Genomic DNA, 13,271 nt, shown 5'->3' on the forward strand with positions numbered 1-13,271 from the left:
ACGCACCGCTGGCGGGCGCGGCGTACGCCGACACGCGGTCCGGCGGTGTCCCACCCACAGTCCGAGCCGCAGGACTGTGGCTCACGCACCGCCGCACCACCTCGGGCGGTGCGTGGCGAGGATTCCTGCGCCCGGAAATCCCCCTCACGCACCGCTCGCGGGAGCGGCGTACGCCGACGCGCGGACCGGCGGGACGGGGCTCAGGCCAGGGCGGCAGTGAGCGCGATCTCGACCATCTCGCCGAAGGTCTGCTCGCGCTCCTGCGAGGTGGTCTCCTCGCCGGTGACGATGTGGTCGGAGACGGTGCAGATCGCCAGCGCGCGCCGGCGGTGCTTGGCGGCCAGGGTGTAGAGCGCGCTGGCCTCCATCTCGACGGCCAGCACGCCGTACTTCACCATCTCGCCGAGCAGCTCGGGGCGGGCGGCGTAGAACGAGTCGCTGGAGAAGATCAGCCCGACGTGGAACGGCGACCCGCCCTCGCGGGCCTCGGCCGCCTCGACCGCGCCGCGCAGCAGGCCGAAGTCGGCGACCGGCGCGTAGTCGAGGCCGTGGAAGGCGATCCGGTTCATCGAGGAGTCGGTGCAGGCACCCGACGCGATGATCACGTCGCGCACGCCGACGTCCTCGGTCAGGGCGCCGCACGACCCGACCCGGACGACCGACTGGACGTCGTAGTCGGTGAAGAGCTCGTTGACGTAGATCGCCATCGACGGCTGGCCCATGCCCGAGCCCTGCACCGACACGCGCTGCCCGCGCCAGGTGCCGGTGTAGCCGTACATCCCGCGGACCTCGCTGTAGCAGCGGGCGTCGTCGAGGAACGTCTCGGCGATCCAGCGCGCCCGCAGCGGGTCGCCGGGCAGGAGGACGGTGGGGGCGATGTCGCCGGGCTGGGCGCCGATGTGCGTGCTCACGGCGCCCAGCCTAGGGACTCAGCCCGCGTTGGCGACGACCTCGTCGGGCGTGTGCGGCAGGTCCAGGGTCGACGTCACGCGCCCGCGGTCGAGGTCGACGACGTGCAGCCGGTCCCGGCGCGGCTCGGTGACGTACGCCGTGGTGCCCACGACGTGCAGCGTGGGGCGCGGCTGCTGCCAGTCGAGCGGCTCCTTCCAGCGGCCGACGACGTCGATGCGGCGCTCCACCGCGCCGGTGCGCTCGTCGAGGACGTGGAGGGCACCGTCGGTGCCGAGGACGAGCGCCTCGCCGTCGGGGCCGCGGCCAAGGGAGCGGAAGCTGTAGCTCGTGCCGAGGTCGACCAGCCGCAGGGTGCCGGTGCGGGTGTCGATGAGCGAGACCCGGGTGGGTCGCTCGAGCTCGGCGTCGGGGTCGGTCTTGTAGTCGCCGAGCAGGATCGGGGAGACCTCCGAGCCCGCCTGGTTGCCGATCCGGCCGTACGGGTCCGGGCTGGTGACCTTGGTGATCTCGCGGCCGTCGACGACGACCGCGCCGTCCTCGCACCCGAGGACGGCGACGTCCTGGGCGAACGCCTCGCCGTGCACGCCCGGGCACGCGTCGGTCTGCGCCATCACGACCCCGGACGGGCCGAGCAGCCGGACCCCCGAACGTGACTCCTCGTCGCCGTCGGTGGTCAGCAGGTTGCCGTTCGCGAGGCGGACGGCGACCCCGTGGTGCGCCTCCTCGGTGCTCGTCGTGGTGACCTCGGGGCCGTCAGACCCCAGTGCGGTGGTGTCGAACGACGTGATCGTCCCCGTGCCGTCGTCGAACAGGGTGGTGAGCCCGTCGTGGGCCACGACGTGACCCGGCTCGGCGGCCTCGAACCGGGCGCCCGTCAGCCCGGGGGTGCTGGTCCAGTGGTGGCCGTGGTCGCCGTGCTCGTCGGTCCACGACCCGAGGTCGAGCACCTCCCAGCCGCCCGTGGTGCTCACCAGCGCGTGGCGTCCGTCCCCGGCCGGGCTGACCCGGAGGTAGCCCTCGAGCGCCTCCTCGGCGAGCACCTCGCCGGTGCGGGCGTCGACGACCGACACGCCGCCGTCGTGGGTCACGGCCAGCCGGGGAGCGGCCGAGGCGACCTCGGTCCCTGCCGCCGCGGACGGGGTGTCGGTGGGTTCGGCGGGAGTGCCGGACCCGGCCTCCGGGCGGCGAGGGTCGGAGGCGGCGCAGGCGGAGGAGGCGAGGGCCACGAGGGTGGCGAGCAGGACAGGGACACGTCGGATCTTCATGAGAATCATTCTCATTGTAGTTGAGAACGATTGTCAAAAAGATCGGTGGCTAACCTGAGCGGGTGTCCACCGAGCGCACCCTCCCGCACGTCGCCCTGTCCGCCCACGCGCACAACCGGCTCGGGCTGCGACGCACCGACGACGACTGGCTCGCGGCACGCACCGCGGATCCGTCGACGCGGGTGCTGGTCGTCGCCGGCAACCGGCTGCGCCCCGTGGACGGAGCCGTCACCTGGCTGTCGCCCGACGAGGCGCCCGAGGGACTCCCGGTCCTCCTCGGCGAGACCGACGGCGTGGTCCACCTCGCGGTGGTCGTCGCGCCGGAGCAGGCGCCCGGCCCGCCGGAGGAGTGGGTCCCGCTGCGCTCGGTGCTGGGCCTGCTGGACGACGACGACCTGCCGCAGGCGCCGCTGCTGATGCATGCCATCGGGCTGGCCGAGTGGCACCACGCGACGAAGTTCTGCCCGCGCTGCGGTGGCACGCTGGTGAGCAGGGCGGCGGGTCACGAGCTGCGCTGCACCGCGTGCGGCCGCGCGCAGTTCCCCCGCACCGACCCCGCGGTGATCATGGCGATCACCCACGGCGAGGGCGACGACGAGGCGATCCTCCTGGGCCGCAACGCCTCGTGGCCGGCCGGGCGGTGGTCGACCCTGGCCGGCTTCTGCGAGCCGGGGGAGACCCTCGAGGACGCCGTACGCCGTGAGGTCGACGAGGAGGTCGGGGTCCGGGTCGGCGAGGTGCGCTACTTCGGCAGCCAGCCGTGGCCGCTGCCGGCCAGCCTGATGCTGGGCTTCACCGGACGTGCGGTGAGCACCGACATCGACGTCGACGGCGCCGAGATCGAGGAGGCGCGCTGGTGGACGCGGACCGAGTTCGAGGCGGCCGCGACGTCGGGCGAGATCGTCGTGCCGCGCAGCGTCTCGATCTCGTCGTCGCTGATCGAGAGCTGGTTCGGGCGACCGCTCACCGGCCCCGGCTGGGGCTGATCCTCAGTCGCAGGTGTCGCAGATGCCCGTCGCCGGCAGGGCGATGAAGCACCGCGGGCACAGGTTCACCGGACGGTCGACCTCGGCGACCCGCTTGGGACGCGTCGTCGGCGTGCGCGGGGTCGAGGACGACCTGGTGGACGACGTCGACGAGCGCGGGGTGCGCGCCCGCGTGCCCGGGACGCGCTCGCTGGGCGGCGAGTCGTCGCGGATCTGGAAGCCGAGCCGGGTCAGCGCCTTGCTCGCGCCGGCGCCCCCGCCGGGGACGTCGGCGGGGGTCAGGGTGCGGCCGGTGGCCAGGCCGTGCGCGATGCCGGCGATCGCCGCGGCGTCGTACTCGCGGCCGCGGTGGAGGAGCACGTGGGTCGAGACGCCGCCGCGCACGAGCATGTAGTTCGCACCGCCCGCCGCGTCCCAGGTCTCCATCGCGGTGAGGACGTGGTCGCGGTCGATCGAGTTCAGCAGTGACACGACGTCAGGTTATCCCCGGCCGGCGCCCCGGCTCACGCCAGGGCGGCCAGCTTGTCCTTGACCTGCGCCACCGACGGGTTGGTGAGCGTGCTGCCGTCGCTGAAGAGCAGCGTCGGGACCGTCTGGTTGCCGCCGTTGGCCTGCTCGACGGTGAGCGCGGCGTCGGGCTGCTGCTCGATGTCGACGATGTCGAACGCGATCCCCTCGCGGTCGAGCTGGCTCTTGAGGCGGTGGCAGTAGCCGCACCAGGGCGTGGTGAACATCGTGAACTGGGACATGCCCGGCTCAACGACCGCTCGCTGCCGGGCATTCCCGCCGGTGTCGGAGCCGGCGTCTAGGGTGGCGCCACCAGCCACCCCTTCCGTCCCCCCGTTCCCCGACGTCCCCCAGGAGCCGATGGTGCTCGACGCGCTCGACCCCGAGCAGCGACAGGTCGCCGAGGCGTTGCGTGGCCCGGTCCGCGTGCTCGCCGGCGCCGGCACCGGCAAGACCCGCGCCGTCACGCACCGCATCGCCCACGGCGTCGCGACCGGGGTCTACGCGCCGACCGAGGTGCTCGCCCTGTCGTTCACCACCCGCGCGGCGGGGGAGATGCGCGAGCGGCTGCGCTCGCTCGGCGCCCCGGGCGTGCAGGCGCGCACCTTCCACTCCGCGGCGCTGCGCCAGCTCCGCTTCTTCTGGCCGCGGGTCCACCAGCGCGACCTCCCCGAGCTCACCGAGTCCAAGCTGTCGATGCTCGCCCTCGCCGCCCGGCGCCAGCGCCTCGGCGTCGACCAGGCCACCCTGCGCGACCTCGCGAGCGAGGTCGAGTGGGCGAAGGTGTCCAACGTCGGCCCCGACTCCTACCCCGCCGTCGCGCGCTCGCGCGGGCGGGCCGTGTCCGGCCTCGACCCGGAGACGGTGGCCCGCGCGTTCGACGCCTACGAGGAGGTCAAGCGCGGCCAGGGGCGGATGGACATGGAGGACGTCCTCCTCTTCGCCGCCGGCCTGCTCGCCGACAACGAGGCGGTGGCCGCGCAGGTGCGCCGGCAGTACAAGTGGTTCGTCGTCGACGAGTTCCAGGACGTCTCCCCGCTCCAGCACGCGCTGCTCGACCTCTGGCTCGGCGGGCGCGACGAGCTCTGCGTCGTCGGCGACCCGGCCCAGACGATCTACTCCTTCGCCGGCGCCGACGCGCGCTACCTCCGCGAGTTCACCAAGGCCCACCCCTCGGCCACCAGCGTCGAGCTGGTCCGCAACTACCGCTCCACCCCCGAGGTCGTCCACGCCGCCAACGCGCTGCTCGCCGGCACCCCGAGCAAGGGTGTCGACCTCGTCGCCCAACGCCCCTCGGGCGCACGGATCACCTACCGCGAGGCCAGCGACGAGGTCGCCGAGGCCGACGCGGTGGCCGACCGGATCGCGGCGCTGCGCGCCGACGGCACCCCCGCGAGCAGGATGGCGGTGCTGCTGCGCATCAACGCCCAGTCCGAGCGCTTCGAGGAGGCGCTGGCCGCCCGCGGGGTGCCGTACGTCGTCCGCGGGGCCGCCCGGTTCTTCGACCGGCCCGAGGTCCGCCAGGCGATCACCCTGGTCCGCGGCGCCGCCCGCAGCGGCGAGGCGTCGGGACCGGTGGCCGACGCCGTGCTGGCGGTGCTGTCGCAGATGGGCCACTCCACCGAGCCGCCCGAGGGCAGGGGAGAGGTCCGCAACCGCTGGGAGTCGCTCCAGGCGCTCGTCGACCTCGCCGCCGACTTCGGGCGCGAGCGTCCGGGCGCGAGCGTCGGCGACCTGGTCGACGACCTCGACCGGCGCGCCAGCGAGCAGCACGCGCCCGTCGCCGACGCCGTCACGCTGGCCACGATCCACTCCGCCAAGGGACTCGAGTGGGACGCCGTCTTCGTGGCCGGCATGCACGAGAAGATGATGCCGATCTCGCAGGCCCAGACCCCTGCCGAGGTCGAGGAGGAGCGACGCCTGCTCTACGTCGCGATGACCCGCGCGCGCGACGAGCTCGCCGTGTCGTGGGCCGTGGCCCGCGAGCCCGGGGGCCGCGCCAACCGCGGCGCCTCGCCGTTCCTGTCCGGCCTCGTCGAGGGGGTGCCGAGCGCGTCCGGCCAGCGCCGCGAGCGCAGCCGCCGCAACCGCGCCGCGCTCCACTGCCGCGAGTGCGGCAAGGCGCTGTCCAGCGCCAGCGAGAAGAAGACCGGGCGCTGCGCCGACTGTCCCGCCTCCTACGACGAGGCCCTCTTCGAGCGGCTGCGCGAGTGGCGCCTGGCCCGGGCGTCCGCCGACAGCGTGCCGGCGTTCGTGGTGTTCACCGACGCCACCCTCCAGCTGATCGCCGAGCACGTCCCGACCGACGAGTCGGGGCTGCGCGCGATCAGCGGCGTCGGCCCCGGCAAGATCGCCAAGTACGGCGACGACGTCCTCGCCCTGGTGGCGGGCCGAGAGGCCTGATCCGGGCTCCCGGAGGGATCCCGGGAAAGAATTTCGGTAATACCCACAAAATCGTTTGCCCCTGACGTCGTCGAGGGTCTAGCGTTCTCGACAACAACCCACGCGCACTGGGATCGCTGACGACGATCCGCGCCCGATGCCCCGAAGGAGGTGGCCCTGATGGAGAACTACACGAAGACGATGACGGCTTGGACGCCGTCCTTCGGCATGTCCACCCTCGGCCGCCCCTGCGCGCACACCCGCGCCTTCGGCGCCGGCGTGGTGGCCGTCCAGGGCGACGCCGCCATCGTTCGCATCAAGGGCGATTTCCCGGGCACTTCGGTCTGGAGTCCGTCGACATAGGTCACGCACCTCATCGGCAGCCTCCAGGCCGCGGAACCCGACACCCGGGATCCGCGGCCTTTCTGTTTGTCCCGCACCGTTCGTCCAGTGAACAACCCGCGATCAGGTCACCGATGAGGAGGTGAAACACATGACCATCAGCGTTCTCGACCGCAACCGAGCTGCCGACGCGACCGGGTCGGAGCCCCAGGCTCCCCTCGGTGCCCTGCACGACGCAGCTGCCGGAGTGGATGACGAGCTGCTGCCCTGCCGCGTCAACGACGCCGAGCTGTGGTTTGCCGAGTCCCCCGCGGACGTCGAGGCGGCCAAGGCACTCTGCATCGGCTGCCCCGTGCAGGCGCTGTGCCTCGACGGAGCCCGTGAGCGGCGCGAGCCGTGGGGCGTCTGGGGAGGCGAGCTCTTCCTCCAGGGCGTGGTGATCCCGCGCAAGCGTCCGCGAGGCAGGCCCCGCAAGTCCGAGCAGACCATCCAGGTCGCCTAGCCCGGACAGCACCGCTCCCGCCCCTCCGAGGAAACACAGGAAAGACACCCACCATGAAGACCTACCTGAACGGAACGAACGACATGAATCTCATGCACGAAGAACTCGCACGCGCGCAAATGTCCGCGCGCCTGGGAGAGGCGCTCGAGCTCCGGCGCGGCCACCGTCTGGCCCTGGCCCGCCGCATGAGCCGCAAGGCCGAGCAGGCCGCGCAGCAGGCGCGTCTCGCGCTCGCCCGCGCGATCTGAGAGGGGCCACGGCCCCCCGGGTGCCACCCTGATCGCGGGTGAGCAGGACACGAGCCGGTACGACGTCACGGTGACGTCGTGCCGGCTCGTGCCGTGTCCGGGGGCGGTGCGGCCGGGCTACCCTCGGGCCATGGGCGAGCTGATCACCTGTGACTTCTGCGGGACCCAGGCGTCGGACGAGCAGACGCTGACGTGGACGACGGCGGTCGAGAACGGTCGGCGGCGCACCTTCTGCGACACCTGCTCGCGCACCCACCTGCGTGCGATGGAGAGCAAGCTCGACAGCGAGTGGTGGTGACCGCGCCGCGGCCGCGGGCTCAGGCCGTGTCGAACCAGGCGCAGCCGCAGTAGGGGTGGCGCTGCCAGCGGCGCTCCTCCGGCACCGGGCGGTGGTCGAAGCGCCACGACGCGGCCCATGTGTGGGGCGGCTCGTCGCGCCGCCACGCGTCGAGGTCGCGGGCGACGACCCCGGCCGCGACCGCCAGCCAGGCGCCGGGCAGCGCGCCCGGGGTCGCCTCCGGGTGCGGACGGCTGCCGTCGTCGAGCACGGCGGCGCCCACGCACCGCGCGCACGGCCCCACGCCCGGCGCGACCCACGGCCCGACGTCGACCGCCCACGGCCACACCCCGACCAGCAGGTGCGGCAGCGAGGCCACGCACCAGTCGTCGACGGTGCGCGACACCAGCCGGCCCGGGGCGACCGCGATCCCGACGGGTGCGTCGGCGGCCACGGTGACACCGGCGACGTCCAGCGCGACGGCCACGCGGTGGCGCCACGGCGGTGGGCAGTCGAGCTGCGCGCGGAGCGGGGTGGCACTCATGGTCGCCACGGTCCCATCCCGCGCGTGGCCGTGGGCGGTGCTCCACAGGCCGATCAGGGGCCGGGACGCAGCGACGGCGCCACCCCGGTGGGGCGGCGCCGTCGTGTCAGCTCGTGGGGCGCGGAGTCACGCCTTGCCGAGGATGCGGTTCAGGTTGGTACCGCAGACCGGGCAGACGCCCTTGGCCATCTTGGTGCCCTTGTCGTTGACCTTGATCTCGCCCTCCGCCTCGCGCTTCTCCTTGCACTTGACGCAGTAGAACTCACCGCTCCAGGTCTCCGCCATGACGGCCTCCTTGCTCGTTACTCATTGGTCGTCGCGACGGGGGTTGGGTGGGGAAGCCCGCCGGGGTGCGCAGGCGGCCGCCCACGCTCCAAGGCGGACCCTACGCCACGCGTGGCCCACGCTCACGCAACCACGCGCGTGAGCGTGAATCCCGCTGCGGGGGTGTCCGACGCGCTCAGTACCCTCGGGCCATGGCCGACCAGACCCCAGACCTCACGCACCTGCGCCTCGACCGTCCCTCGGAGGGGGTCGCGCTGCTGACCCTCGACAACCCCGGCATGCGCAACGCGATGAGCGACGAGATGACCGCCTCGTGGGTCACCGCGATCGACCACCTGGCCGCGGACCCCACGGTGCGGGTGGTCGTGGTGACGGGGGAGGGGAGCGCGTTCTGCTCCGGCGGCAACACCTCGTGGATCGCCAGCGAGCCCGACGCCTCGGTCGACCACCTGCGCTCGCGGATGCTGCCGTTCTACCGGGCCTGGCTGTCCGTGCGACGCCTGGAGGTGCCGACGATCGCGGCGGTCAACGGGCCGGCGATCGGGGCGGGGCTGTGCCTCGCGCTCGCCTGCGACATCCGTTACGCCGCCGCGGGCGCGCGGCTCGGCGTCCCGTTCAACAAGCTCGGCATGCACGCGGGGATGGCCGGCACGTACCTGCTCCCGAACGTCGTCGGTCCGGCCCACGCGCGCGACCTGCTGCTCACCGGCCGGGTCGTCGACGCCGACGAGGCGCTGCGCCTGGGCCTGGTCTCGCGGGTCGTGGACCCGGCCGCCTTCCTCGACGAGGTGCTGGAGACCGCCGCCGGGGTCGCGGCGACGGCGCCGATCGCGGCCCGCCTCACCAAGGTCGCGCTCGCCGGGGGCGGGCACGCCGACTTCGAGGCGGCGCTGCAGTGGGAGGCGCTCGCGCAGCCGATGACGCTCGCGACCGCCGACCTCCAGGAGGGGATCGCCGCGGCGCGCGAGAAGCGGTCGCCGCGGTTCCGGGGGGAGTGACCCGATGACCCTCGGGCCGGTGGCCACGCTTCGCCGGATCGCGTTCCTGATGGAGCGCCAGCGCGAGGAGACGCGCCGCATCGAGGCGTTCCGCAGGGCGGCGCGCACCATCCTCCCGCTGCCGGAGGAGGACGTGCGCGCCCGTGCCGAGGCCGGCACCCTCACCGAGCTCCCCGGCATCGGCAAGAGCACGGCCGCGGTCATCACCGACGCCTGCCGCGGCATCGTGCCGGAGCGTCTGGTCGCGCTGGAGGAGACGGCCGGCCCGCTCGCGACGGGCGGCGAGGAGCTCCGCGCGCGGCTGCGCGGCGACCTGCACTCCCACTCGGACTGGTCCGACGGAGGCTCGCCGCTGGAGGAGATGGCGATGACGGCGATGGAGCTCGGGCACGACTACCTCGTGCTGACCGACCACAGCCCGCGGCTCACCATCGCCCACGGGCTCAGCGCCGCCCGCCTCGCCCGCCAGCTCGACGTGGTCGACGCGGTCAACGCCCACCTCGACGGCGCGTTCACGCTGCTGAAGGGGATCGAGGTCGACATCCTCGACGACGGCTCCCTCGACCAGACCGACGAGATGCTGGGACGCCTCGAGGTGCGGGTCGCATCGGTCCACTCCAAGCTGAAGATGGACCACGACGCGATGACGCGCCGGATGGTGGCGGCGGTGCGCAACCCGCACACCAACGTCCTGGGCCACTGCACCGGGCGGCTGGTCACGGGCAACCGCGGCACGCGGGGCCAGAGCCAGTTCGACGCCCGGGCGGTCTTCACCGCGTGCGCGGAGGAGGGCGTCGCGGTGGAGATCAACTCCCGGCCCGAGCGCCGTGACCCGCCCACCCGGCTCATCGAGCTCGCCCGCGACCTCGGCTGCCTGTTCTCGATCGACTCCGACGCCCACGCGCCGGGCCAGCTCGACATGCTCGACCACGGTGCCGCGCGGGCCACGGAGGCCGGCATCGACCCCGACCGGATCGTCACCACGTGGGAGCGTCCGCGGCTGCTGGAGTGGGCCGCCGCGCGCCTGTGACCCGCGCGTGCGCGGGACGGGCGGGGGTGGCGAGGGTTAGGTTCGACCCATGCCCACCCCGACCCCGGCTCCGCAGGTGGAGGTGCGTCGCTCGCGCAAGCGCCGCCGCACGGTCTCGGCCTACCGGGAGGGCGAGCGGATCGTCGTGCTGATCCCCGCGACGATGAGCAAGCGGGACGAGGCGACCTGGGTGGCCGACATGGTCGCCCGGATCGAGCGCAAGGAGCAGCGCCGCAAGCCCTCCGACGAGCAGCTGCTGACCCGGGCGCACGCGCTCAACGACGCCTGGCTCGGCGGCATGGCGACGCCGTCGAGCGTGCGGTGGGTGACGAACCAGCAGTCCCGCTGGGGGTCCTGCACGCCCGGCGACCGCACGATCCGGCTCTCCGAGCGGCTCCAGCAGATGCCGGCCTGGGTCGTCGACTACGTGCTCGTGCACGAGCTCGCCCACCTGCTGGTGCCGGGCCACACCGAGGAGTTCTGGGCCTGGGTCGACCGGTACCCGAAGGCCGAGCGGGCCAAGGGCTACCTCGCCGGCTGGTCCACCGCGGCCCGCCTCGAGCTGCCCGAGGGCTACGACCCGACCTGACCCGCCAGCCGCTCGCGCACCCGGGTGACGGCGGCGTCGATGAGGACGTACATGTCGTCGAAGGTCTGCGGCAGGTCGTCGACCGGCCACCACCGCACGTCGAGGGACTCCTCGCTGGTGGCGTGGCTCCCGTCGGGCTCGGCGACGGCGAGGAAGCGCACGTCGAGGTGGTGGACGGTGCCCCGGTCGGAGCAGAACCCGACCTCGTGCTCGTCGAGGGACAACGGCTCCGGGTCGAGGTCGAACCGGTCGAGCCCGGACTCCTCCACCAGCTCGCGGCGGGCGCCGTCGACGAGCGAGGCGTCGTCGGCCTCGAGGTGCCCGCCGAAGGCCAGCCACGCGCCGGCCTTGCGGTGGTGGTTGAGCAGGACCGCGTCGCCGCGCGGCGACACGACGATCGCCCCGGCGGTCAGGTGGTCGGGGAAGCAGGGCTTGGCCAGGCCGTCGGGGTGCGCGGCGAGGTGCGCGAGGTAGCGCTCGCGCAGCGCCTCCTGCCCGGGGGAGGGCGCACGCCAGTCGCGCAGCGTCGCCACCGCGCTCGCGTGGAGCGTCACTCGGTGGGCCGGTCGTCGTCGCCGTCGAGCAGCCCGCGGAGCCCGGCCTCGAACTCCTCGGCGGAGAGCTCCTCGGGGGCCACGGAGTCCTCGCGGAAGCCCAGCGGGTCGTCGAGGTCGGCGGCGGTCGGCAGCAGGTGCGGCGACATCCACACGCCGTCGCGGGCCTCGGTGCCCTGGCGGGTGCGCAGCGAGCCCCACAGCGTGGAGGCGTCGCGCAGCCGCCGCGGCCGCAGCTCGAGGCCGACGAGGGTGGCGAACGTCTGCTCGGCGGGACCGCCCGCGGCGCGCCGGCGTCGCACGGTCTCCTGCAGCTTGGCCGCGGCGGGCATCCGGTCGGCGGTCGCCTGGCCGACGACCTCGTCGACCCAGCCCTCGACGAGCGCGAGGGTGACCTCGAGCTTCTCCAGCGCGGCCTTCTGGGCGGCGGACGGCTCGGGGTCGAACAGGCCGCCCGACATTGCGTCCTGCATCGCCGCGGGGTTGCTCATGTCGATGCCGCGCAGCTTCTCCTCCATCCCGGAGGTGTCGAAGTCCATCCCGGCGCCGTACTCGGCGACCGCGCTGATCAGGTGGTCGCGCAGCCACGGCACGCCCGCGAAGAGGCGCTGGTGGGCGGCCTCGCGCAGCGCGAGGTAGAGCAGGACGTCGTCGCCGGTGACGTCGGGGATCTCCGCGGCGAACGCGGCGACGTTGGTGGGGAGCAGCGCGGCCTTGCCGATCGGGCCGAGCGGCAGCCCGATGTCGGAGGCGCTGAGCACGTCACCGGCGAGCGCGCCGAGGCCGCTGCCGACCTGGGACGCGACCATCGCGCCGCTGGCCTTGCCGAGCATCGCGACGAGCGGACCGACCAGCTGGCGCATCTCCTCGGGCATCGCCTGGCCGAGCGCGGCGGTGGCGGACCCGGCGATCGGCTCGACCAGCACCTTCCAGACGTCGATGGTCTCGACGATCCACTCCGCGCGGGACCACGCGGCGGTGGTCGTGACGCCCGACGGGAACCCGGTGGTGGTGTCGAGCCAGTGGTCGGCGAGGCGCACGGCGTCGGCGACGGCGCCGGACTGCGCGGCGGTCACCGTCGGGTCGGGCTCCTGCGCGGCCGCGCGGCGGGCCAGGTCGGTGACGGTGTCCCAGTTGACCGGGCCGTCGTGCGGGGCGAAGAGGCCCTGCACCTGGGCCATCAGCGAGTTCAGGTCCGGCATGCCGCCGGGCGCGCCGGGGCCGCCGGCGAAGCCGCCGAGCTGGGAGAAGATCTGCTCGAAGGGCGTGCCCTTGAACGGGTTGCTGTCGTCGCCGGAGGCGCCTCCAGGGGTGTCACTCATGGGTCCCACGGTACTCACCGCCACCCAGACCGCGAGGGGCCGCGGGCCCTAGACTCGACCGCGTGACCGACCCCCTGCGACTCGTCGACATCCGCGACACGCCCCTCGACGTGACCGAGGTGGTGGACTCCCTCGACGACGACGCCGCGGGAGGCCTCACCCTGTTCGTCGGCCGGGTGCGCGACCACGACGGCGGCAAGGGCGTGGCCGCGCTCGGCTACTCCGCCCACCCGACCGCGCTGGCCCGCCTCGAGGACGTCTGCCGGCGGGTCGCGGCCGCCCACGACGTACGCGGTGTCGCCGCCGTCCACCGGGTCGGCCCGCTGCAGGTCGGCGACCTCGCGGTCGTCGTCGCCACGACGGCCTCCCACCGCGGCGACGCCTTCGCCGCGTCGCGCGACCTGATCGACACGCTCAAGGCCGAGGTGCCGATCTGGAAGCACCAGGTCTTCGACGACGCGAGCGAGGAGTGGGTCGGCACGCCGTAGCGCCTGCCGCCGCACGCCCCCGCGCCCGCCTACGCTCGGG

Annotated in this window: 18 protein-coding genes; 10 read left to right on the plus strand and 8 right to left on the minus strand. The window is 73.9% G+C overall.

The features are described from left to right. Positions 1-200: 200 nt before the first annotated feature. Both deoD and aztD read right to left on the minus strand, forming a co-directional pair. Complete coding sequence (deoD, locus tag LN652_RS19350; protein ID WP_230442214.1) at positions 201-911, minus strand: purine-nucleoside phosphorylase; 711 nt, start codon at positions 909-911, stop codon at positions 201-203. A gap of 18 nt (positions 912-929) precedes the next feature. Further along, positions 930-2,177 (minus strand): zinc metallochaperone AztD, encoded by a 1,248-nt coding sequence (gene aztD / locus LN652_RS19355; protein ID WP_230442215.1) that lies wholly within the window; start codon positions 2,175-2,177, stop codon positions 930-932. Between the two features lie 62 nt (positions 2,178-2,239). Here aztD and nudC point away from each other — a divergent pair, with 62 nt between their 5' ends. Continuing rightward, the gene (nudC, locus tag LN652_RS19360) at positions 2,240-3,163 is read left to right on the plus strand and encodes an NAD(+) diphosphatase (protein WP_230442216.1); all 924 of its coding nucleotides are present in this window, start codon (positions 2,240-2,242) and stop codon (positions 3,161-3,163) included. Positions 3,164-3,166: 3 nt separating this feature from the next. Here the strand turns inward: nudC and LN652_RS19365 are convergent, their stop codons facing one another. Together LN652_RS19365 and LN652_RS19370 are read right to left on the minus strand one after the other, a co-directional pair. Continuing rightward, complete coding sequence (locus LN652_RS19365) at positions 3,167-3,634, minus strand: hypothetical protein (protein ID WP_230442217.1); 468 nt, start codon at positions 3,632-3,634, stop codon at positions 3,167-3,169. Positions 3,635-3,666: 32 nt separating this feature from the next. After that, positions 3,667-3,912: a mycoredoxin gene (locus tag LN652_RS19370; RefSeq protein WP_230442218.1), complete on the minus strand. Its 246-nt coding sequence runs from the start codon at positions 3,910-3,912 to the stop codon at positions 3,667-3,669. A gap of 118 nt (positions 3,913-4,030) precedes the next feature. Between LN652_RS19370 and LN652_RS19375 the strand changes: the two genes are divergently transcribed. The 5 genes from LN652_RS19375 (at position 4,031) to LN652_RS19395 (ending at position 7,442) form a co-directional block, all read left to right on the plus strand. Further along, complete coding sequence (locus tag LN652_RS19375; protein WP_230442219.1) at positions 4,031-6,073, plus strand: ATP-dependent DNA helicase UvrD2; 2,043 nt, start codon at positions 4,031-4,033, stop codon at positions 6,071-6,073. Between the two features lie 159 nt (positions 6,074-6,232). Continuing rightward, positions 6,233-6,415, plus strand: coding sequence for a hypothetical protein (locus LN652_RS19380; protein WP_230442220.1), 183 nt, complete (start codon positions 6,233-6,235; stop codon positions 6,413-6,415). Between the two features lie 130 nt (positions 6,416-6,545). Further along, positions 6,546-6,896, plus strand: coding sequence for a WhiB family transcriptional regulator (locus LN652_RS19385; protein WP_230442221.1), 351 nt, complete (start codon positions 6,546-6,548; stop codon positions 6,894-6,896). Between the two features lie 53 nt (positions 6,897-6,949). Beyond that, positions 6,950-7,144, plus strand: coding sequence for a hypothetical protein (locus LN652_RS19390; RefSeq protein ID WP_230442222.1), 195 nt, complete (start codon positions 6,950-6,952; stop codon positions 7,142-7,144). 130 nt (positions 7,145-7,274) lie between these two features. Further along, positions 7,275-7,442: a hypothetical protein gene (locus LN652_RS19395; protein WP_230442223.1), complete on the plus strand. Its 168-nt coding sequence runs from the start codon at positions 7,275-7,277 to the stop codon at positions 7,440-7,442. 19 nt (positions 7,443-7,461) lie between these two features. Here LN652_RS19395 and LN652_RS19400 read toward each other — a convergent pair whose 3' ends face one another. Further along, complete coding sequence (locus LN652_RS19400) at positions 7,462-7,965, minus strand: hypothetical protein (protein ID WP_230442224.1); 504 nt, start codon at positions 7,963-7,965, stop codon at positions 7,462-7,464. Between the two features lie 126 nt (positions 7,966-8,091). Beyond that, positions 8,092-8,250, minus strand: a complete 159-nt coding sequence (locus LN652_RS19405; RefSeq protein WP_090969683.1) for a DUF5679 domain-containing protein — start codon at positions 8,248-8,250, stop codon at positions 8,092-8,094. 191 nt (positions 8,251-8,441) lie between these two features. Between LN652_RS19405 and LN652_RS19410 the strand changes: the two genes are divergently transcribed. The 3 genes from LN652_RS19410 to LN652_RS19420 are packed head-to-tail and all read left to right on the plus strand — an operon-like array spanning position 8,442 to position 10,867. Then, a complete protein-coding gene (locus LN652_RS19410; RefSeq protein ID WP_230442225.1) occupies positions 8,442-9,248 on the plus strand; it encodes an enoyl-CoA hydratase/isomerase family protein in 807 nt (268 codons plus the stop codon). A gap of 4 nt (positions 9,249-9,252) precedes the next feature. Further along, positions 9,253-10,278, plus strand: a complete 1,026-nt coding sequence (locus LN652_RS19415) for a PHP domain-containing protein (protein ID WP_230442226.1) — start codon at positions 9,253-9,255, stop codon at positions 10,276-10,278. 49 nt (positions 10,279-10,327) lie between these two features. Further along, positions 10,328-10,867: a M48 metallopeptidase family protein gene (locus LN652_RS19420; RefSeq protein WP_230442227.1), complete on the plus strand. Its 540-nt coding sequence runs from the start codon at positions 10,328-10,330 to the stop codon at positions 10,865-10,867. Here the strand turns inward: LN652_RS19420 and LN652_RS19425 are convergent. Next, positions 10,852-11,400 carry an NUDIX hydrolase gene (locus LN652_RS19425; protein WP_230442228.1) on the minus strand — a complete coding sequence of 183 codons (549 nt, stop codon included), beginning with the start codon at positions 11,398-11,400 and terminating at the stop codon, positions 10,852-10,854. The genes LN652_RS19420 and LN652_RS19425 overlap by 16 nt on opposite strands. A 17-nt stretch (positions 11,401-11,417) precedes the next feature. Then, a complete protein-coding gene (locus LN652_RS19430) occupies positions 11,418-12,743 on the minus strand; it encodes a zinc-dependent metalloprotease (RefSeq protein WP_230442229.1) in 1,326 nt (441 codons plus the stop codon). Between the two features lie 62 nt (positions 12,744-12,805). On the opposite strand from LN652_RS19430, the gene LN652_RS19435 reads away from it, so the two are divergent. Continuing rightward, positions 12,806-13,231 carry a molybdenum cofactor biosynthesis protein MoaE gene (locus tag LN652_RS19435; RefSeq protein ID WP_230442230.1) on the plus strand — a complete coding sequence of 142 codons (426 nt, stop codon included), beginning with the start codon at positions 12,806-12,808 and terminating at the stop codon, positions 13,229-13,231. Positions 13,232-13,271: the final 40 nt, after the last annotated feature.

Source organism: Nocardioides okcheonensis (genome assembly GCF_020991065.1).
Classification (GTDB): Bacteria; Actinomycetota; Actinomycetes; order Propionibacteriales; family Nocardioidaceae; genus Nocardioides; species Nocardioides okcheonensis.